Origin of the sequence: Muriicola soli (assembly GCF_004139715.1) — a bacterium.
Taxonomy (GTDB): Bacteria; Bacteroidota; Bacteroidia; order Flavobacteriales; family Flavobacteriaceae; genus Muriicola; species Muriicola soli.
This window is the reverse complement of the sequence record NZ_CP035544.1, coordinates 1055589-1077346: the sequence shown is the minus strand read 5'-3', so window position 1 is coordinate 1077346 and position 21758 is coordinate 1055589. Positions and strand designations below refer to the sequence as shown.

Here is a 21758-nt window from a genome sequence, read left to right as displayed (position 1 = left end):
AGGAATCTTCGTTATTGTTTCCTAAATAAGGTATTCCTTGAGGATAAACGCTAATTTTGCTAAAAACCGAATTTAAGGTGTTTCATATTTTTCTGAAGAAGAATTTTTTAATAGATCACTTAAAAGGCTTCGTAGATATCCATAATCACATTCTACCAGGAATTGACGATGGAGCTAAAACGGTGGAGGAATCTATGGCATTAATTAAAGAATTTGAATTGTTTGGGGTCACCAACTTTATTGCAACGCCTCATATCATGAACGACTATTATCCGAATACCCCAAAAACCATTGAAAATGCTCTTACTCGATTGAAGTCCGAGTTGTTGCGCAAAGGCCAAAAGCATATTGCCTTAGCTGCCGCAGCTGAACACATGATTGATGGCAGCTTTGAAAAATTACTTCAAGAAGGGAAGACTATGCCGCTTCCATCTAATTATTTACTTGTGGAAATGTCCTATTTACAGCCTGCTATTAATTTTAAAAGTGCCATTGTTAAGTGTGCCCAAGCAGGCTACTTTACTATATTAGCTCACCCAGAACGATACGTGTATTTGCATCAAACACCACAGGTATTTGCGGCATATAAAGATCTTGGAATAAAATTTCAATTAAACCTTCTGTCTTTGGGCAATTATTATGGCAGAAGTGTGTCGAGAACAGCATATGATCTATTAGAAAAGGATGCTTACGAATTTCTGGGTACGGACGTGCATTCTCTGAGACATATAAAGGCATTAAAGGAAATACAGATATCAACAAAGAGCTTACAAAAAATATTACCTCTGATCAACCGAAACATCGATAACTTTTATTAAGCCCTCTGGTACCATCGACTCTTTTTCTTTGATGAATACCCATATCCATATTTTCCTCCATAGCCAAGATTAGAATTTTCAACACCATTGATAACAAAGGAAAAATTCTTTAGCTTCCCTTCATTGGCAAGTTTTATCGGAAAATCAATTACCTTTTTCTCCGTTTTTCCTGCCCTAACCACATATAGTATATAATTTGCGTATTTGGAGATTACCAAGGTGTCAGAAACTACTAGAAGTGGCGCAGTATCAACAATAACATAATCATAATCCTCTGATAGGGAATTAAAAAAGCTCTCTAATCGTGGACTTAATAATAATTCGGCGGGATTGGGAGGTATCTTACCTGAACGCACTAAGTCCAACTTAGTTTTATTCACCTCAATCCTTGTTATCAAATCATCTGGATCAAGAGACTTATTAAAAAGAAACTCAGTAAGTCCTAATCGGTCATCAAAGGATTCTGATTGCTTTTGATTTGACGACGAGCTATTCTCCTTTACAAATGTTGATAGTTTAGGATTTCGTATATCCGCGCCTACTATAGCCACTTTTTTACCAGAATTTGCCAGCACAACGCCTAAATTAGCAGCAAGGAATGTCTTTCCTTCCCCAGAGACACTAGAAGTCACAAAGATGATATTATTTTTTTTATCTGTGCCCTCTTTTAGTTTAAGGAGGTAATCTAGGTTTGTACGTAAAATTCTCATGGATTCAGCAAGAATTGAACGATCTTCCTCTTGAATTATCTTTTTTTGTCTTTTACCTACTTTTGGCAACTCCCCTAGAACAGGAAGATCCTGGGCCAATTTTTCCAGATCCAATTTATTGTGAATTTTAGTATCTAATAAGTCATTCACGTAAATAATGGAAAATGGTATTAATAATCCAATTAGTATAGATCCTAGATAAATTATGCGTTTATCCATCCCGACTGGACCATTAGTTAGGGAATAGGCAGGATCAATCGTTTTAATTTTTGCCTCAGCAGAAGCGAAGGCAATTTGAGATTCTTCTCGTTTTTGAAGTAAATATAGATATAGGGCTTCCTTGGTTTCTTGCTTTCGTGTAATATCCCTTAGTGTTCGTTCATTCTTGGGAGCAGAGTATAGGCGTGAATTTATATTGGAAAGTCGCTTACTCAGACTATTTCGTTCCAAATTCAGATTATTCGTCATGCTGCTTAAACTCGAACTCATGTTCGCTTTCAAACTTTCCAATTGTTGGTCGAGATTTCTTATAACAGGATTATTCTCACTAGAACTTTCTAGAAGGCGTTTTCTGGTAGACGCTAATTCATTGTATTTCAAAGTCGTTTCTGCAATTGAAAGATCCTCCAATCCGATGTTTGAAGGTAGCAATTCGTATCCTTCTGTGTTATTGACCAGATCCCTCATGGAGGAGGCGATATCCAATTGTATTTCGGTTTTTTGTAATTCACCTTCGTATAGGGCACCTTCGGAAAGGTTTAAACTAGACTGAGATTCAATATCTGGTAAGCGCCTGTCAGATTTAAACTCCTCTGCTGTCTGATCTACCGTAGACAATTCTGCATAGAGACTATTAATCCTATCGTTTATAAAACTCGAGGTTTTGTCTGCTATAGCTTTTTTATCTGATATTGTGCTTTCATTGTAAACTTGAATGAGTGTGTTGATTACATCTTTGGCGCGTTGAAGAACAGGATCACGTAGGTAAATACCCAAAACCATAGAACCTTTCTCCTCAGGTAATATGGAAATTCGATCCTTATAGTTTTGAGCAACTCTGGTCACAGGTGAAATCACTATCCGATATTGATTACCATAAAGGTCACCAATATCCTCCATATTTGGCGTGATGATTAATTCTCCAGCTGGAGTCTCGATTGTTTTACCAAATTGAAAAGAAGTAAAGTTTTCACTGTCATCAAGACTGAAACCAAAAGTCTCTTTAGAACTTATTCTCAAATGAAATTCGTAGGACATTGCCTCTATTATCGAATCTGGAGCTATAAAATTGAAATTAAATGGTGAATCTCTATAGATTTCACTGTCAATAATTTGTCCTTTAACAAAGATTCGCCTATTTAAACTCAGCCGCCTTACCACTTCTTTTAAATAAGATCTGGATTTCAAAATCAAGATTTCATCTTCAACAATGCTCTGGTCTTGATTAGCAAATACATCCAGATCTTGAAAGACATTTAATTGAGAAGACGAATCACTATCTTTTATTCTTATGCTTGCCTGAGCTAGATACTCCGGGATATCATAACGCATCACCAGAAAAGCGATACCAAGGCAAATTAAAACAGATAGTAAAATCCACTTCCAATGTCTAGTATACTTTCGTAAATATTCTTTAAAATCAAAAGATTCCGAATTTCGTTCTGTCGTATTTAACTCCATTTAGAATACTAATGTTTAAAGCTATCTTGTTAAAATAAGGGTACTTGTAATAATCAAAGATACAATTGAAAGAGTAATTGTCGTTCTGCTATCAATAGTAGATTCACTTACCTTTGACTGGTTAGGCTCAACATAAACTACATCATTTTGTGTAAGATAATATGCCGGTGAATCCAAAGCATTCTTTGATAAAAGATCAATACGATTGTATACTTTGGTTCCGTTGAAATCTCGGATTACCAGAATATTATCGCGTTTACCTTTAATTGTAATATCACCGGCTAAGCCTAAAGCTTCCAAAATAGAAATCTGCTCTCCAATTACCGGATAGGTCCCGGGTTGGTTAACTTCTCCTAATATAGTTACGGTAAAGTTTCGAAGGCGAATATTGATAATCGGATCCTTGAGATAATCTGAGAGTTTCTCTTGAAGAGAAATTCTCAGCTCTTCGGTCGATAATCCTACTACCCCAATCTTACCAAGGACAGGAAAATCTATTTCTCCTTTCTCGTCTACAAGATAAGTTACCTGGCTGGCTTCTGATTCACTGCCGCTTTCTCCTATTCTTCTGTAAAGGTTAAAAGGCACACTAGCCTCAGGATTAAGGGTTGAAATTATTATGACCAATTCATCATCTATCTTAAACTTTGGCACTGCCCTGTTGACGCCAACAACAGTTTCAAAATCTGCAGTATCTTGAAAATAAACAATATCTTTTTTTGAACCACAAGAAAATAGCATAAGAAAAAATAGTATAAGGGAACCTCTTGTTAATTGTTTCCGTAGATCTAGTGATATGTTGTATTTCAGCATGGCTTAAACTTAAAAATTTTCGCTAATGGTTGCTATATTCTTAGGTGATTCTTTTTTCTTATCGAATTTACTTAATTCAGAGTTGTTAGATACGTATTCTGGAACAATTTCTTTCATCAGCACCACCGGATTTCCGTTAAAAAACATATTAGTAACGCATAATTCGTCTATTTTCGATCGCATCTTCTGAACATTGAAATCTCGGGTCTTACTAATCATAATCTTTTTATGATGGGTAGGCAAGGTGTTTTCCCCATTGGCCAGTAATTCCTCATAGAGTTTTTCTCCTGGACGTAAGCCTGTAATTTTTATATCGATATCTTCGGGATATTGGAGTCCCGATAACTTGATCATGTTTTTGGCCAGATCAAATATTTTTACGGATTCACCCATGTCAAAGATAAAGATCTCCCCTCCTACTCCCATCACCGCAGCCTCAAGTACTAATTGGGATGCCTCAGGTATGGTCATAAAATACCGCGTCACGGCTTCGTGAGTGACGGTAAGGGGCCCTCCTTTTTCTATCTGCTTCCTGAACAATGGAATCACAGATCCATTTGAACCCAGGACATTTCCAAAGCGAGTGGTAATAAATTTAGTTACTCCCTCCTGTTGTTTACAACCAATATAGATCTCAGCAATCCTCTTGGTAGCGCCCATCACATTGGTAGGATTTACTGCTTTATCTGTGGAAATCAAAACAAATTTTCCTACATTATACTGAACCGAGAGATCGGCTATAGCTTTTGTTCCTGCCACATTGATCTTGATCGCCTCATAAGCATTGTACTCCATCAGTGGAACATGCTTGTAGGCTGCCGCGTGGAAGACCATGTCCGGTTGGTGTTCCTGGAAGAATGTGTTCATTCTGTTTTTATCGCGAATATCCCCTACTAAAGGAATAAAATTGTGCTTCCCGTCCTGTTTCAGTTCCTGTTGCAGGTCGTACAAAGCAGATTCGGCCTGGTCGATAATGACAAGAGTCTTGTATCTGTAAGATGCAATTTGTCTTACCAGTTCACTTCCAATAGAACCGGCCCCGCCGGTAACGAAGATAGTTTTCCCGGCCAATTCATTCCCAATTTGCTGATTGATGATTTTGATCGGTGTTCTTTCCAACAGATCTTCAATCTGTACTTTTTTGATCTGAGAGAGCTTAAGTTCGCCGTTGATCCAATCCTGTATTGGGGGTACGATCTTGACCTGTACAGGAAGGTCTACCAACTCTTCTACCAGGGATCTCAGTTTCTTAGAATTGATATTTTGAATGGAAAAAATTATCTCGGAAACCCCGTGCCGGGCTATAAATTGTTCCGTGAGTGCTTCTTTTGCATACACAGGAATCCCGTTGATCTGCTTTCCAATTTTCCGCTTGGAGTGGTCTATATAACCCAAAACACGAATATTCTCTTTGGATTGCCCAGAAAGCGCGTTATACGTTAAAATACCGGATTCTCCCGCCCCGTAAATAATGACATTTTTGTAAGCCACATTTCGATTAGAAAGGCTGTAATACATACTTTTAAAAACATATCGCGAAGCCGTAAGAATTAAAAAGGAGATCAGACTGTGAAAGATAATAATTGGTAAGGGAATAGTAAACCCTTCTAACAAACTGATTTCTTTGTTTAGTATGAGAAAACTGATAGTAATGATACTGGAAAGACAGATGGCATTAAACAGGTTGTAAACATCCTTTTGCCCTGTATGCCTGACCACGCCTTTGTAGGAGCCGGTTATTAAAAAAGCAATAGCCGAAATTAACATCACCACTGGCAATTGCATTAATAACCACTCCACCTCAAAATTCAGGCTTAAGTTGAATCGAATAAAGTATGACAAGATAAAAGACGCCGCCACGATGGTGACATCGATAGCCAGTACGATCCATTTAGAGGCGTATTTAATCAGATATTTAGCAAGGTATTTTCTAATCATTGTAAAGCCTTTTTAATATGGTGAACTACCAGCTCCAGGTCATCTTTTCCCAGGTTAGAGCCACTAGGTAAACAAAGTCCTGAATTAAAAAGTTCTTCGGATGTTCCATTGCTATAATGAACTTCATCCTTAAAAACAGGTTGCAAGTGCATGGGTTTCCAAAGGGGCCTGGATTCAATTTCCTGCTGCTCTAAGGCTAAACGTATCTTTTCCCTTATGGCAAAAGAGGGAGTTAAGATACAACTTAACCACCTATTGGCATAAAAGTCAGGAAGTTCTTTTTGAAATGTGATCTCCTCAACAGAAGACAAAGCCTTCTTATAAAATTCATAATTGTTGCGTCTTGCCACGACTCTGTCATCCAAAACTTCCATCTGTCCACGTCCTATTCCTGCCAGGACATTACTCAAACGGTAATTGTATCCTACTTCACTGTGTTGATAGTGGGGGGCAGTATCTCTGGCCTGGGTAGCCAGGAAAACAGCCTTTTCTTTTTGCGAAGGATCTCTGGTGACCAATGCCCCTCCTCCTGAGGTGGTAATGATTTTATTTCCGTTAAAGGAGAGTATTCCGATATCACCCAAGCTACCACATTTCCTATCTTTATAAGTACTGCCAAGGGCTTCTGCGCTATCTTCCAGGACCGGGATACCGTACTTCTCTGAAACTTTCTGTATATCATCAGCCTTATAAGGCATTCCATAAAGATGAACAGCAATGATCACCTTGGGCTTTTTGCCTTTGGCTATGCGATCTTTTATGGCCTCTTCCAATAAGATCGGACAGATATTCCAGCTGTCTTTTTCGCTATCCACAAAAACAGGTTTCGCCCCCAGGTACAGGATAGGATTGGCAGAGGCGGAAAAGGTAAAACTCTGACAAAGTACCTCGTCTCCCTGTGAAACGCCAAGGATTGACAAGGCGAGATGAATTGCGGCGGTTCCACTGCTCAGAGCCGCAGCATAAGAATCATTATCAAAATATTTCTCAATAGAACTTTCAAAAGCAGTAACATTAGGTCCCAGGGGTGCAACCCAATTAGTATCAAAAGCTTCTTTTACATAGTGCTCTTCAGTACCTCCCATGTGGGGAGATGAGAGCCAGATTTTGGTTTTTGTGATCAAGAAATCAAGTTTTTTGGTAATTCAGGTACCTTAAAAGTACCGCCATTTGGTCGATTTCATCCTTAGTCAATGTAATATTTCGATTAAGATTTTGGTTTATCGGTTTATCGGTAATTTATACATACTTTGAACTGTTCTTGCGAATCAGCTCATCCTAATAATTAACCATTCACCTTTACTCTTCTCGTTATGGTAAGTATTAAAAAAAATTCAATCTTTGTATAGCCAAGGCTAGAAAGGATAACGCCAAAGGAGCGAATTGAATTTATGGTGTCTTTAAATTACTGGCGAATCTTCATATAATAGAAATATAATGAAAATTTTAGTTACCGGGGCTGCCGGCTTTATCGGTTTCCACTTATGCAAAGTACTTCTCGAAAAAGGGCATGATGTGGTGGGGCTGGATAATATTAACGACTATTATGATGTTGAATTAAAACACGCTCGACTTTCCCAATTAGGTATAGATAAAAAAAAATCTACCCACTTCAACAATCCCGTCAACAGTGAGAGATATAAAGATAAATTTCTCTTTTTACGAATGCATTTGGAAGATCGTACAGCATTGCCTCAATTATTTCAAAAAGAAAAATTTGAGATTGTCTGTAATATGGCCGCTCAGGCAGGAGTGCGCTACAGTCTTGAAAACCCGGATACCTACGTGGATAGTAACGTTGTGGGATTTCTTAATGTATTGGAATGCTGCCGTCATGAGGGGATCAAAAACCTGATTTATGCCAGCAGCTCCAGCGTTTATGGAGATAGCAGCAAAGTTCCTTTTACAGAAAATGAGCAGGTAGACAAGCCCATTAGTCTCTATGCCGCTACTAAAAAGAGTAATGAACTGATGGCTCATACGTATAGTCATCTCTATGGAATAATGACCACCGGGCTGCGATTTTTTACAGTATATGGCCCGTGGGGAAGGCCGGATATGGCCTTGTTTTTATTTACTGAGGCAATACTAAAAGGAAAATCTATCGAAGTCTTCAACAACGGTCTATTAGAGCGTGACTTTACCTATATTGATGATATAGTAGGCGGAGTAATGAAGGTTATCGAATCTGATTTGAATTCTGATTCAAAAGGTGATTCATTATATAAAGTGTATAATATTGGAAATGGACAACCCGTAAAACTGACCGATTTTATCGAAGTGATCGAAAAAATATTAGATAAAAAAGCGATCAAGAACATGATGCCCATGCAGCCCGGGGATGTAACCACTACCTGGGCTGATCTGGGAAATCTTAAGCAAGATTTTGACTATAGCCCCAACACGGGAATTTCCGTGGGAGTTAGGGCTTTTATAGAATGGTATCGAAACTATTATCATTTGTAGTCCAATTAACGGATAAAAAACAGCATCTTCCTTAAATTATCCCAAAATAATAGAATCATTTATAAATATGCTCCAATGACTTTCGTCGGATTTTACATTAACTTAGTATAATTATCTGGGTGATTCCACGGGATATATCCATATTTGCCGTGCAATTAACTGAACGATGAACCTAAGCCAATTGAATTTAAACCCGGAAGTACGCATTCTGGTAACCGGAGGAGCCGGTTTTATTGGTTCCAATCTCTGTGAAGCATTACTGCAAAATGGAAATCAGGTAAACTGTCTTGATAATTTGGCCACAGGACATTTGCACAATATCCAACACTTATTAGGCCACCCTAATTTCAAATTTACGGAAGGAGACATACGAGACCTTAAAACTTGTCAACAGCTTTGTACAGGGCAGGATTTTGTGCTACATCAGGCGGCATTGGGCTCGGTGCCCAGGTCCCTGAACGATCCTATTACCTCAAACGAGGTAAATGTAAATGGGTTTTTAAATATGCTGGTTGCTTCCAGGGATCAAAAAGTTAAGCGTTTTGTTTATGCTGCAAGTTCATCCACCTATGGAGACTCTAAAGGCTTGCCCAAGGTAGAAGATAGAATTGGCAAGCCGCTTTCTCCATATGCAATCACAAAATATGTCAATGAACTGTATGCTGATATCTTTCACAAAGCTTATGGGTTGGATACCGTTGGTTTACGATATTTTAACGTCTTTGGCAGAAAACAGGATCCCAATGGGGCCTACGCTGCCGTTATCCCCAAGTTTGTGATGCAGTTGATGAAACACGAGTCGCCGGTGATCAATGGAGACGGAAGTTATTCCCGGGATTTCACCTATATTGATAATGTGATTGAAATGAATATAAGGGCGCTTTCAACTACAAATTCAGAAGCCCTAAACCAGGTATACAATGTTGCCTTCGGAGAGCAAACCGATCTGAATGAATTGGTATCTCTGCTCAAAAAAAACCTTTCCTCATTCGATCCTAAAATCGCCGATGTGAAAGTGAAGTACGGCCCACCCAGAAAAGGCGATGTACCCCATTCTCTGGCTTCCATTGAAAAGGCAAAGACGCTATTGGGCTATGCCCCTAAGTTCAGTATCAAACAAGGACTAAATGAAGCAATACAATGGTATTGGAAAAATTTAAAGAACCAATGAAAAACACAAAAATTGGAATTATTGGTCTTGGTTATGTGGGCTTGCCATTAGCCCGACTTTTTGCCACAAAGTACCCTGTAGTTGGTTTTGACATCAACAAGAATAGGATTCTTGAATTGAGCAAGGGAATAGATTCTACCCTAGAGGTAGATGAAAAAACACTAAAATCAGTATTGGTTTCTAAAGCAGGGGATGAAAGCGGACTCTATTGTTCTGATCAATTGGAAGTGCTCGCAGATTGTTCGGTTTATATTATAACAGTGCCTACTCCCGTAGATAAAAACAACAGGCCAAATCTCACACCCTTGTACAAAGCCAGTGAAACCGTTGGAAATGTGCTAAAGAGAGGAGATATAGTCATATACGAATCAACCGTTTTCCCCGGAGCAACAGAAGAAGAGTGCATCCCTGTGCTTGAAAGGATCAGTGGGTTGAAATTTAATGAGGACTTTTATGCCGGATACTCCCCGGAGCGGATCAATCCCGGAGATAAACTGCATACCGTAGACAAGATCTTAAAGGTAACCTCAGGCTCAACGCCCGAAATTGGACTTAAAGTAGATGCCTTGTATGCTTCGGTTATTTCGGCAGGGACCCACCTGGCTCCAACAATCAAAGTGGCAGAAGCGGCCAAGGTCATTGAAAATTCCCAACGTGATATTAACATTGCCTTTGTCAATGAATTAGCTAAGATCTTTAATCTGATGAATATTGACACCCATGCCGTACTGGAAGCTGCCGGAACCAAATGGAATTTTTTACCCTTTAAACCGGGTCTCGTAGGCGGGCATTGTATTGGGGTAGATCCTTATTACTTAGCTCAAAAAGCCCAGGAAGTGGGTTATCACCCTGAGATTATACTAGCTGGAAGAAGGCTGAACGATAGTATGGGACAATATGTGGCCTCGGAAGTAATAAGGCTTATGGCACATCAGGATATGCTTATACGGAATGCTAAAGTACTAGTATTGGGCATCACATTTAAAGAAAATTGCCCTGATGTAAGAAATACTGGGGTGGTCAGTGTTATTAGAAAATTGATAGACTTTGGGACAAATGTCACGATATACGATCCATGGGCTAATTCAGATGAAGTTTTTAGAGAATATGGTCTAGTAACGACAAATCAATGTCCTAAAGATCAATTTGACGTCGTTGTTTTAACAGTCGCACATGATGAATTTCAGTCATTAGACCTAAATTCTATGGTAAAATCCAAGGGTGTTATTTATGACGTTAAAGGTGTAGTAAAAGGATCTGTCAATGGCAGACTATAGTTTCTTTATTAAAAAGTTGTAACAATGAATTTACAGTGAGTCAATTAAAAAGGGGAGCATTATTAAATTATACAACGATTATAGTAACTAACGTAGTTGGGCTATTACTCACACCTTTTATTATTAAAAGTTTAGGGGATGATGAGTTTGGATTATATACTATGATTGGTGCATTTGTTGGCTATATTTCCGTCTTGGATTTTGGCCTGAGTAATGCGGTAGTTCGATTTGTTGCTAAATATAAGGCTGAAAAGGACCAAACAGGTGAAGAAAATTTTCTGGCTACAACTCTAATCATTTACGGTATTATATCTGTAATTGTGATCATTGTGGGTACTATTTGTTATTTTAATTTGGAGAATATATTTTCGAATTCTCTCGATTTGGTGCAGTTAGAGAAAGCAAAAATAATGTTTGCGATTTTGATTTTTGCTCTAGCTATTGGGTTACCGGCTGGAGCTTTTGAAGGAATTTGCTTTGGTTATGAAAGATTTGTATTTCCTAAATCCGTAAAACTTTGTCGTTATCTATTGCGTTCCGTAATGGTTGTAGGGTTATTGTTATTAGGAGGCGATGCTGTTTCCTTAGTAATTCTTGATGTTACTCTAAATATAATTTTAATCGCAATAATAATTTACTATGTAATTCGGAGATTAAACGTGAAATTTCGTTTACATCAATTTAGTTTTGATTTACCGAAAAGAATATTCAGTTATTCTATTTGGATTTTTGTTTTTGTTTTAGTTGGACAATTTCAATGGAAAGTAGGCCAAATGGTATTAGGTATCGTTGCCAACACCACAATTGTAGCGATTTTCGCCGTGGGTGTGATGCTAGGCACGTACTATGGAGCTTTCTCTACAGCAATTTCCAGCGTTTTTCTTCCCAGAGCAACTCAGATGGTCGTTGCTAATGCTTCAGGTGAGCAACTTACCGACATGATGATAAAAATTGGCCGTTTATCCTTTATTGTACTCATGTTTATACTAGGAGCATTTTTATTGTACGGACAACAATTTGTTTTATTATGGGTAGGTGAATCATATTTTGACTCCTGGATAATTGCGCTAATAATCATGCTCGCCTACACACTACCACTAGTGCAAGGTTTTGGTAATTCAATCCTCGAAGCTCAGAATAAACTGCGCTTTAAGGCTTTGGTATATCTTACTTTTTTAATACTAGGCACCGGTCTTGGTGCATTTTTAGCTAAAGATCATGGCGCTATAGGTATGATTACCGGTTCTGTATGCGGATGGATGATTGCGCAAAATATAATGAATATCTATTATTACAGAGTGATCAAAATCAACATATTTCGTTTTTTTAAAGAATTATTTCATAGAACAGTTTTAGCATTTATTATCGCCCTGTGCATTGGGTGGCTGATTAATACAATTCCAGGCACGGGTTGGTTAAATTTTATGTTCAAGGCATTCCTTTATAGCCTTACTTATTTCGTGCTTATTTACTTTTTAGGGTGTAATTCATACGAAAAAGCATTGTTTCTTAACACAATCTCCAAGGCAACCAAATTAAAGCTTAACCAATGAACAAAATTGTAGTAAGTAAAATACACGTTGAGCAAAATGGAACATTAGTTAAATATGACTATGAAATTTATGGGAGCATTAAGAAATATTTTCATGCTGATCAACGTTTTTACGTCAAATACGACAAAGACATAAGCGATACTCCCGAAAGCTTATTGATAATACCTCTTTTATCGAATTTAATGCCAATAAGTTGGTTTGTTGGCTTTGATGTATATCTTAATGAGTGTGATGAAACATTTCTAGCTTCTTTAGAGAATCTTAAATCTCAGTTTTTAGAGTTTTTTCCGGATAATACTTTAAAAGGAAATATTAACGTTAAAAAGATTATTAAAAATAAAATTAATGGGAATAATACTTCTTTATTGTTTAGTGGAGGTTTAGATTCATACGATTCTTTAATAAGGAATTTATCCAAAAATCCATTTCTAATCTCTATCCACGGGGCGGATGTTGAAATTAGAGATAAAAAGCGTTGGAATGAATTTGTTCAATTTAATAATGAAGAAACTATAATTGATCATGATCGCTTATTCTATATTGAATCCAATTTAAGAGAATTTTATACTTACAGGGTTAATCTGCTTACAGATTTAGGCTGGTGGGGGGGTATTCAGCATGGAATGGCCCTTCTTGGAGTACTTGCCCCATTAAGTTTTACTTATAAGATCACGGATATCAGGATAGCAGCATCGGCTACTTCTGAGGTTAGCTACAGTTGGGGTTCCTCTCCAAAGATTGATGAAAATATGAAATGGGCCAATACTGTAGTAACACACGATGGCTATGACCAAAGGAGAACAGATAAAATTCAAAATGTCATTTCCTATGTAGAGCATACTAAAAATCCAATTAAGTTAAGAGTCTGTTATGCAGAAGAAAGGACAGGATATAACTGTAACTACTGCCATAAATGTCAGCGCACAATGTTGAGTATTATATTATCTAATAAAAATCCAGAATCTTATGGGTTTACACCTCCAAAAGATCTTTATGAGCGTTTGTTTAAAAATTTCCATAAAGATGCAATCATGACCGTTGGAATAAAATATCAATGGGAGTGTTTGCAGGATATGGCAAAACAAACGGATTCCTTTTTTATACTAAACGATTTAGAAATTGAACAAAAGGCAATTGAAAGATTTGCAAATCTGAACCTGAGTGAAATAGTCAACCAAAATGCAGAAAAGGTTAAAAACAAGAAGAGATTGCGGCTAATACTGAGGGAAAGATTACCATTACTTCATAAAATATATCAGAAAATAAAAAATTGAGCTTCAATGGAATACGGATTACTAACTTATCAGGAAGGACGGGAGAAATATAACGTAGGTGACTATGTTCAAAGCCTGGCTGCAAAACAGTATTTACCTAAAGTAGATCAATATCTCAATAGAGAAAAATTAGCTACATACTCCGGAAATCATATAAAACTCATTATGAATGGGTGGTTTACGCATAACCATAGTGATTGGATCCCTGCTAAATCTATTGACCCTCTATTTGTGTCTTTTCATGTGAATTCAACAGCGGCCCCTTATATGCTGGATAGATTAGGTGTAGCATACTTGAAAGAACATGAACCCATAGGATGCAGAGATAAACACACTGTAAAGATTTTAAAAGAAAAAGGAATTGATGCCTATTTTTCAGGTTGCCTAACCCTTACTTTAGATACTTACAAAGTTCCTGACACTGAAAGAGGTGAAAAAGTTTATATAGTAGATCCATTTTATAATTACCCTACCATGAATAAGATTTTCCAAAGCCCTAAATATCTAATTAAGTCTTTATTAAATGGAAATATCTTTAAGCTTGGCAAAATTAATAGACAACTACATAAAGTAATAGATAAAGAGGTACTGGACACCGCAGAATACGTGACTCAGATAAGGCCTAGGGGAAAGGAAAATGATGATCAGAAATTTGCATATGCCGAAGAATGTTTAAAAAAGTATGCGAAGGCGAAATTAGTAATAACATCGAGAATACATTGTGCATTACCTTGCTTGGCTATGGGCACCCCCGTAATTTTCTTAAACTCATTCAACACTTTCGTCGATACATGCCGTTTTGATGGTATAATTGAATTGTTTAATCGTATCGATATAGCGGAGGACGGAAGTTTTACTTCAAATTTCGGATTAAAAAATAAGATTACGACTGAAACGATGGTGAAAAATCTGGAATTACACCATAAGCTCGCCAATCCCTTAAAAGAAAAATGCAGTCAATTTATTTAAGCTACTAGTATGATCCCAAAAAAGATTCATTATTGTTGGCTTAGCGGTGATCCTTATCCGCCTATGATTTCCAAATGCATGGAAAGTTGGAAAACTCATTTACCAAACTATGAGCTAGTACTATGGGATTTAAATCGTTTTGATTTGCAAAAGTCAACATGGGTCAAGCAAGCTTTTGAACAGAAAAAATACGCATTCGCAGCTGACTATATACGTTTATATGCCCTGTATCATCACGGTGGTATTTATTTGGATACAGATGTTGAAGTTCGTAAGTCTTTTGATCCTCTTCTTCACCTCCCTTATTTTTTTGGGACTGAAGGTGAAGGTATGATTGAAGCTGCAGTTATAGGAGCTGAAAAAGGCACAACATGGTTGGCTCAATGCTTAGATCACTATAGAGAAAGGCATTTTATTAAAGAAAATGGCGATTTGGATATCCAAACCCTCCCCAGAGTTATGGGTAAACAAATTAACAAAAAATATGGTCTATCGGAGCTTAACAAAGTTGATTTAACTTCCCTAAACTATGAGGTTAATGATCAGGATTTATTCATGTTTCCTAAGGATTACTTTTGTGCTAAAGACCATGGAACTGGTATTGTTAGCCCAACTGATAACACTTTTAGTATTCATCATTTTGCCATGTCTTGGGTTTCTAATAAAAAAACTTTCTTACCCAATGTTAAAAGGAAATTAATAAGTCTCTTTGGTAAGAATCTAATTGAATCCTTAATAAAGAATCTCAGATTGAGAAATCTGAAAAATAGATTCAACTAAAGCCGGAGAATATGTTATTTAATTCCTTTGAGTTCCTCATATTCTTGCCGGTTGTTTTCGTTCTATACTGGTTTGTTCTCAATAAAAGTTTAAGAATACAAAATTTATTACTACTAACAGCTAGTTATGTCTTTTATGGTTGGTGGGATTGGCGGTTTTTATCCCTGATTGTTTTTAGTTCCTTCATAGACTATTTCTGTGGTCTGGCAATAGAAAAATCAACTCGTTCAGGAAAGAAAAAAATTTTACTAATAATAAGTTTATTAGTCAATCTCGGCTTTTTAGGTTTCTTTAAATACTTCAATTTTTTTGCAGGGTCTTTGCAACAAGCCTTTAATACAATTGGATATGAAATAGATTCCTTTACATTAGATATTGTATTACCCGTAGGAATAAGTTTTTACACTTTTCAAACAATGAGTTATACTATAGATGTCTATAATGCAAAGCTAAAGCCAACCAGGGATATTATTTCATTCTTTGCCTTTGTAAGTTTCTTCCCTCAACTAGTTGCTGGTCCGATAGAAAGAGCAACAAATTTATTGCCGCAATTTTACAAGAAAAGAAAATTCAATTATGCCGAAGCTAGTGACGGTTTGAGACAAATATTATGGGGTTTATTCAAAAAAATAGTAATTGCAGATAACTGTGCTATCGTTGTCAATATGGTGTTCGATAACTATACAGACATGAATGCCTCAGATCTTTTCCTCGGCGCCTTCTTTTTTGCTTTTCAGATCTATGGAGATTTTTCGGGATATTCTGACATTGCCATAGGAACTGCGAGGCTTTTTGGGTTTAATCTCATGCAAAATTTCAAGTACCCCTACTTTTCAAGAGATATCGCAGAGTTTTGGCGAAGATGGCATATTTCTTTGTCCACATGGTTCAGAGATTATCTATATATTCCCCTTGGCGGGAGCAAAGGAGGCAATAGTTCAAAAATTAGAAACACCTTTATAATCTTTATTGTAAGTGGATTTTGGCATGGGGCCAATTGGACATTTATTATTTGGGGATTTTTAAATGCTCTTTATTTCTTACCCTTACTTCTTTTAAAGAAAAATCGTATGAACACCAATACCATAGCCGAGGGACGTTTATTTATTAACTTCAAGGAGATTGGCCAAATCGGAATTACTTTTATTTTAACCCTGATTGCTTGGATTTTTTTTAGAGCTGCATCCGTTACTGAAGCGTTTAATTATACCAAATCCTTATTCGATATATCGATTCTCTCTGTACCCTCCGTTGACATGAAACCGTTATTATATATACTCATGTTAATTCCAGTTGAATGGCTTCAAAGGAATAGAACTCACGGACTTTATTTACATAATGGAGAAATCCCCATTTTAAGATGGTTTTTATACGTATTCTTTTTTTGTATTATTTTCTTCTTTGGGGCTAAATCTCAATCCTTTATATACTTTCAATTCTGATATGAGAAGATTTATTATTAAAGCTATATTATTTCTAATTCTTGTTGTTAGTATTGTAACTATAACGCTTGTGCAATATGGTGGCTATGTTGATTATTTCTATGAGAAATTTACAACTCCAAAAGCACCTTCACTTATTCTAGGCGACTCTCGAAGTTTTCAAGGCATTCAACCCAAGATTATTAATAAATATTTTACAGACTCTGACCTAGATCTACCCATTTTTAATTACAGTTTTACATTGTTTGAAATTTCCTATGGAAAACCTTATCTAGAAAGTGTAAAAAGAAAATTGAATTCAAAAGCGAAAAACGGCATATTTATAATAAGTGTTCATCCATGGTCAGTATCCAATCGATCAGGTAATCATGAAGAAGAAAGAGGGGTTTATTTTGAATCTGATTTACCACCTCATAATATGAAATGGGTGGATGTTAGTCCAAATTTCGAATATCTCCTTAAAAACTTTAATTATTTTCATTTCAAGGGCATGTTTAGAAAAATGACACTGACGCATAAAGATGGATGGCTTCAGGATAATAATCTACCCACTGATCAAAATATATTAAATGAATGGAAACAAATTCAAATTGAACGTTATAAAAGACATTCCTTAAAGTGGGTTAAATCAAATGTAAGGATGGAGGACCTAAAAAAAACCGCTAGTTTCCTAAAAAATCATGGGCGTGTTTATTTGGTCAGATTACCAATTGATGAGGAGATAAATAAAATTGAATTAAAATATTGGCATAATTTCGATCAAGAAATGAAAGAATTATCAGACAGCTTGCAAATAGACTATATAAATTTTAGTAGTTCAGTTAAAAAGTACGATACTTATGATGGTATTCATATTGATCAATATTCTGGAGTAGATTTTACTAAATCTTTATGTGATTCAATTATCAAATCAATTGACCCTTCAAAATCGATTTTGGATTAAAAAATGAAAAAATACTCTAGAGCAATATTGTTAATTATTCCTTACGGAAGTGTTGGTGGCATGGAACGCTTATCGACTTATTTCTATGATTATTATCTTAATAAAGGGTACAAAGTAAAAGTACTCAAGATTATAAAGCTTGAAAATGACATTATTAATTTTAACGAAAACGAATATGCACTTTCTGAAAAAGATCTTTACGAAATGTCAAAATTTCAACGGCTGCGTTTTTACCTTAAAGCTCCAATTAGAATTAGGAAGATGATTAAAAAATATAGTATTGAATATACTATCTCATTCGGAGACATGGCTAATTTATTTTCTTCTCTAACTCTCAGTAGTGAAACTAAAATAGGAAGTATCCATTCCTTTAAGAGCATAGAATTGTCTAACAAAACGATTTTAAATAAAATTTATACTTACGCATATAAGAGTTCGTATAGGAGTTTTCATAAGGTTGTTTGCATTAGTAAAACAATAAAAGAAGATTTATTGACCAAATGCGGATACCGATTTAACAATTTAAAAGTCATCTATAATCCTCATGATATTGGTAAAATAATTAAAAATAGTAATGAGAAAATAACAGAGATACAAGAAAAAAAAATATTCTCAAGCGATTGTATTGTTTTTATTGGACGACTATCTAAAGAAAAAGCACCCTGGCATTTAATTAATGCCTTCAATTTTGTGCATAAGAAGAGAAAAGATATAAATTTAGTTTTTATTGGCGACGGTGATCCTGTTATTAGTAACTATATAGATAATTTGGTCCATGAATTTGGATTAAACAATAATGTATTTTTTCTTGGTAGGCGATCCAACCCTTATAAATATATAAAAGCGTCCAGAGTATTAGCTCTTTCGTCCCATTACGAAGGAACACCTAATGTTATCATTGAAGCTATTGCAGTAGGCACACCAGTCGTCTCTTCACACTCAACTAATGGAATTATAGAATTAATGAGTTATAGACTTTTGGAAAGGAATGGAGAATTTATTATAACAGAAAGTGGAATTATTACTCCAAATCTATATAAAGGAGAATTGGGTATTCCAAAAGAATCGGGATTCCTTGATGAGGAAGTCGAATTAGCTGATGCTTTGTTAGAAGTCATTTCTAATATAGAATATCATACAAAACTGAATAAGAATAAATCTGCTCTTCTTTCAAAGTATAAGTTAGAACGGATTGCAGAAGAGTATCTGCTTTAAATTTATCTTGTTGAAATGATAGATTTTATACCGCTTGAGATATATTATGCACTTTATATTTATATTTCCTTGACTATTGTTTTGTTAACGGTATTTCATTCCGCCGTCCTGAGGCTCGATAGTCCAAAAAATATTATTTACACTAAGAGCGTTGGATTAACGTTACTAATTACGATAATAATCTTTATGGGGCTTAGGCCCATTAGTGGATACTATTTCACTGATATGAGAACCTATGCTCGTCATTTTGAGCATTATGAACTTGGGGGATCTCTGTTAACAGATAAGGATATAGTCTTTCATTCCTTTATGAAACTATCTGCCAAGATATTGACAATTCATCAATTTTTCCTTCTTTGTTGTGCGATTTATATTTATCCGATGTATAGGATATCCAAGGTGTATTTTAAGAACTACTGGTTTTATTCCTTTCTACTTTTAATAGTGTCTTTGAGTTTCTGGACTTATGGAGTGAATGGTATTAGAAATGGTATGGCCACTTCATTTTTTTTGTGGGCTATGACCTATCGTGATAAATCTTTGCCTCAAATATTGTTCTTGACAGCTGCTGTTCTCTTTCACCAAACTCTTTTACTTCCAGTGGGAGCATTTTTTATTGCAAAGTATTTTACTAATGTTAAAGTGTTTTCTGTTTTTTGGCTGTCGGCAATTCCCTTATCAATTGCACTGGGTGGATTTTGGGAATCCCTTTTTATTTCAGTGGGATTTGCAGATCCAAGACTAGAGTCCTACTTAAGTGGTAGTGTAAATAATAGTTTCAGATTTGACTTTTTGATATACAGTGCCGCTGCGATTCTTCTTGGATGGTATTTTATTTTCATTCGTAAGTTCAAGGATAAAACTTTTAATTCTTTATTTATCACTTACCTGATTTGCAATGCCTTTTGGATATTAGTGATTAGAGCAAGTTTTTCAAATCGATTTGCTTACCTATCTTGGTTTCTTATGGCCGTTATAATTATATATCCTATTTTAAAGGATAAAACCTTGATCCGAAAAAGAAAACTTTTCCTAAATAGTGCTGTGTTATTTTATTTCCTTTTCACCTATTTTATGTACGCAGTTTACTACGCTGAACCTGAATTATAATACTGAATAAGAATGGCTTATGAATAAAGTCACTGTAGTAATTCCTATGTACAACGTCGCTTCATATCTCAAGAACTGTGTAAATTCAGTACTTGATCAAAATGATCTTGAAGATTGTGTTGAAGTTTTAATGATTAACGATGGTTCTCCTGACAATAGTGAACAGGTCGCCGTTGATTTAGCAAAAAACCATCCCATGATTACAGTAATATCCCAAAAAAATAAAGGCCTTGGAGGAGCCAGAAACACCGGGATAGAGCAGGCCAAAGGCAAGTACGTTATTTTTCTGGATGCCGATGATAAACTGATGCCTAATACCCTATCATCTTTAATTTCTAAAATGGACAACTATAGTCTAGATGTGCTAGAATTTGGAGCCAGATCCATCGATGAGCAAGGAGTAATATTAAATACAATGGCAACCAATAGCCAAGGAAATATCTACCCTGGTATAGAATACTACCAAAAGATACAATATTTAGGATCTGCCTGCAATAAGGTATACTCGAAAGAGTTTCTAATGAAACATAATTTGTTCTTTTTAGAACACATTTATGGGGAAGATTTTGAATTTAACACCAGGGTGTTGTATTACGCAAAGCGAGTTCTGGCAGTTGATATCATCGGCTCTGAATTTTTACACTCTTCCAATTCCATAACCCGTAATTCGGACATGGCAAAGAAGGATAAGTATGCTAGGGATTACATTAAAATATTGCGGAACATCAATTCTTTTTATAACAAAGCCGTTATCCAGGATAATAAATCAGAACACCGTTTTTTTAGGGAACGGTTAACCTTGGTAAATGTTAATGCCTTCTTTCTTTTGTTTAAAAATGGTTACTCCTATAAGAAAATTAATGATTACAGAAACAAATTAAATTCAGAGAAATTATTATTTATAGAACATCATATTTCTAACAGCAAAAAAAATTTATTTAGAGTTCTTTTTCTAAAGAATTTTTTTCTTTTTCGTATATCACAGCCAATTATAGCACTTTTAAAAAGGTAGATTTAGAACCTTTCTGCAATAAATTTAAACAAGTCTGCATTACATCCAAATAACAATAAGATATTCCCGAGCCTTTATTTAGATGTTTAACTAATCATTTACCTTGATTTTTGGGTATTTATCGTTTTTTCTATTTTGGTAATAATGGAATTCTTTACTTTAAAAAATGAAGCAAAATAATGTTGATCCGGAATATATTATCTTCTTCGACGGTATATGTAATCTATGTAATGGATTCATCGATTTTGTAATTAAAAGAGATAAAGCCAAAAAAATATTTTATTCATCCCTTCAATCGGATATTTCGAATAAATATATCAACTGTGCTAACACTCAAACAAACAGCTCCTACACTACGATATATCTTTATAAAAATGGAAAAGTCCATGACAAATCAACTGCCATACTCATGATATTAAAGGAACTTTCTTTTGGATATAGAACACTCGCGGGCTTCTTTCTATTATTACCAAAAGTTCTAAGAGATTCTATATATAACTTTATAGCCAGAAATAGATACAGATTTTTTGGCAAGCGGGATTCTTGCAGATTACCAAATCCCGAAGAAAAAGATCAATTTTTATAAA

Annotated in this window: 18 protein-coding genes; 14 read left to right on the top strand and 4 right to left on the bottom strand. The window is 35.7% G+C overall.

Annotation, left to right across the window (positions count from 1 at the left end):
* Window positions 1–77: 77 nt before the first annotated feature.
* Entirely contained in the window at window positions 78–818 is a 741-nt protein-coding gene (locus tag EQY75_RS04730; RefSeq protein ID WP_129606953.1) for a tyrosine-protein phosphatase, read from the top strand.
* On the opposite strand, the gene EQY75_RS04725 is transcribed toward EQY75_RS04730, so the two are convergent.
* From EQY75_RS04725 to EQY75_RS04710, 4 genes are read right to left on the bottom strand one after another with little or no spacing between them, the layout of a single operon-like run.
* On the bottom strand, window positions 815–3208 hold the full coding sequence (locus EQY75_RS04725; protein ID WP_129603333.1) for a GumC family protein: 2394 nt from the start codon (window positions 3206–3208) through the stop codon (window positions 815–817). The genes EQY75_RS04730 and EQY75_RS04725 overlap by 4 nt on opposite strands.
* A 21-nt stretch (window positions 3209–3229) precedes the next feature.
* On the bottom strand, window positions 3230–4021 hold the full coding sequence (locus EQY75_RS04720) for a polysaccharide biosynthesis/export family protein (RefSeq protein WP_129603331.1): 792 nt from the start codon (window positions 4019–4021) through the stop codon (window positions 3230–3232).
* A 9-nt stretch (window positions 4022–4030) separates the two neighbouring features.
* On the bottom strand, window positions 4031–5959 hold the full coding sequence (locus tag EQY75_RS04715) for a polysaccharide biosynthesis protein (protein ID WP_129603329.1): 1929 nt from the start codon (window positions 5957–5959) through the stop codon (window positions 4031–4033).
* Complete coding sequence (locus EQY75_RS04710; protein WP_129606951.1) at window positions 5956–7044, bottom strand: DegT/DnrJ/EryC1/StrS family aminotransferase; 1089 nt, start codon at window positions 7042–7044, stop codon at window positions 5956–5958. Before EQY75_RS04710 ends, EQY75_RS04715 begins: the two co-directional genes overlap by 4 nt.
* Before the next feature lie 352 nt (window positions 7045–7396).
* Here EQY75_RS04710 and EQY75_RS04705 point away from each other — a divergent pair, with 352 nt between their 5' ends.
* The 13 genes from EQY75_RS04705 to EQY75_RS14560 all read left to right on the top strand — a co-directional run bounded on the left by EQY75_RS04705 (window position 7397) and on the right by EQY75_RS14560 (window position 21757).
* Window positions 7397–8425, top strand: coding sequence for an NAD-dependent epimerase/dehydratase family protein (locus tag EQY75_RS04705; RefSeq protein WP_129603327.1), 1029 nt, complete (start codon window positions 7397–7399; stop codon window positions 8423–8425).
* A gap of 166 nt (window positions 8426–8591) precedes the next feature.
* Window positions 8592–9596, top strand: a complete 1005-nt coding sequence (locus EQY75_RS04700; protein WP_129603325.1) for an SDR family oxidoreductase — start codon at window positions 8592–8594, stop codon at window positions 9594–9596.
* Window positions 9593–10873 carry a nucleotide sugar dehydrogenase gene (locus EQY75_RS04695; protein ID WP_129603323.1) on the top strand — a complete coding sequence of 427 codons (1281 nt, stop codon included), beginning with the start codon at window positions 9593–9595 and terminating at the stop codon, window positions 10871–10873. The genes EQY75_RS04700 and EQY75_RS04695 overlap by 4 nt, the downstream gene beginning before the upstream one ends.
* Before the next feature lie 35 nt (window positions 10874–10908).
* Window positions 10909–12426 (top strand): lipopolysaccharide biosynthesis protein, encoded by a 1518-nt coding sequence (locus EQY75_RS04690; protein WP_129603321.1) that lies wholly within the window; start codon window positions 10909–10911, stop codon window positions 12424–12426.
* Window positions 12423–13700 (top strand): hypothetical protein, encoded by a 1278-nt coding sequence (locus EQY75_RS04685; RefSeq protein ID WP_129603319.1) that lies wholly within the window; start codon window positions 12423–12425, stop codon window positions 13698–13700. Before EQY75_RS04690 ends, EQY75_RS04685 begins: the two co-directional genes overlap by 4 nt.
* A gap of 6 nt (window positions 13701–13706) precedes the next feature.
* Window positions 13707–14669, top strand: a complete 963-nt coding sequence (locus EQY75_RS04680) for a polysaccharide pyruvyl transferase family protein (RefSeq protein ID WP_129603317.1) — start codon at window positions 13707–13709, stop codon at window positions 14667–14669.
* 9 nt (window positions 14670–14678) lie between these two features.
* Entirely contained in the window at window positions 14679–15449 is a 771-nt protein-coding gene (locus EQY75_RS04675; protein ID WP_129603315.1) for a glycosyltransferase family 32 protein, read from the top strand.
* 11 nt (window positions 15450–15460) lie between these two features.
* The gene (locus EQY75_RS04670; RefSeq protein WP_129603313.1) at window positions 15461–16891 is read left to right on the top strand and encodes an MBOAT family O-acyltransferase; all 1431 of its coding nucleotides are present in this window, start codon (window positions 15461–15463) and stop codon (window positions 16889–16891) included.
* Between the two features lies 1 nt (window position 16892).
* The gene (locus EQY75_RS04665; protein WP_129603311.1) at window positions 16893–17834 is read left to right on the top strand and encodes a hypothetical protein; all 942 of its coding nucleotides are present in this window, start codon (window positions 16893–16895) and stop codon (window positions 17832–17834) included.
* A 3-nt stretch (window positions 17835–17837) separates the two neighbouring features.
* On the top strand, window positions 17838–19049 hold the full coding sequence (locus EQY75_RS04660) for a glycosyltransferase (protein WP_129603309.1): 1212 nt from the start codon (window positions 17838–17840) through the stop codon (window positions 19047–19049).
* Window positions 19050–19064: 15 nt separating this feature from the next.
* On the top strand, window positions 19065–20159 hold the full coding sequence (locus EQY75_RS04655; protein ID WP_129603307.1) for an EpsG family protein: 1095 nt from the start codon (window positions 19065–19067) through the stop codon (window positions 20157–20159).
* Between the two features lie 19 nt (window positions 20160–20178).
* Complete coding sequence (locus EQY75_RS04650; RefSeq protein ID WP_129603305.1) at window positions 20179–21171, top strand: glycosyltransferase; 993 nt, start codon at window positions 20179–20181, stop codon at window positions 21169–21171.
* A gap of 166 nt (window positions 21172–21337) precedes the next feature.
* Entirely contained in the window at window positions 21338–21757 is a 420-nt protein-coding gene (locus EQY75_RS14560) for a thiol-disulfide oxidoreductase DCC family protein (RefSeq protein ID WP_129603303.1), read from the top strand.
* Window position 21758 lies beyond the last annotated feature (1 nt).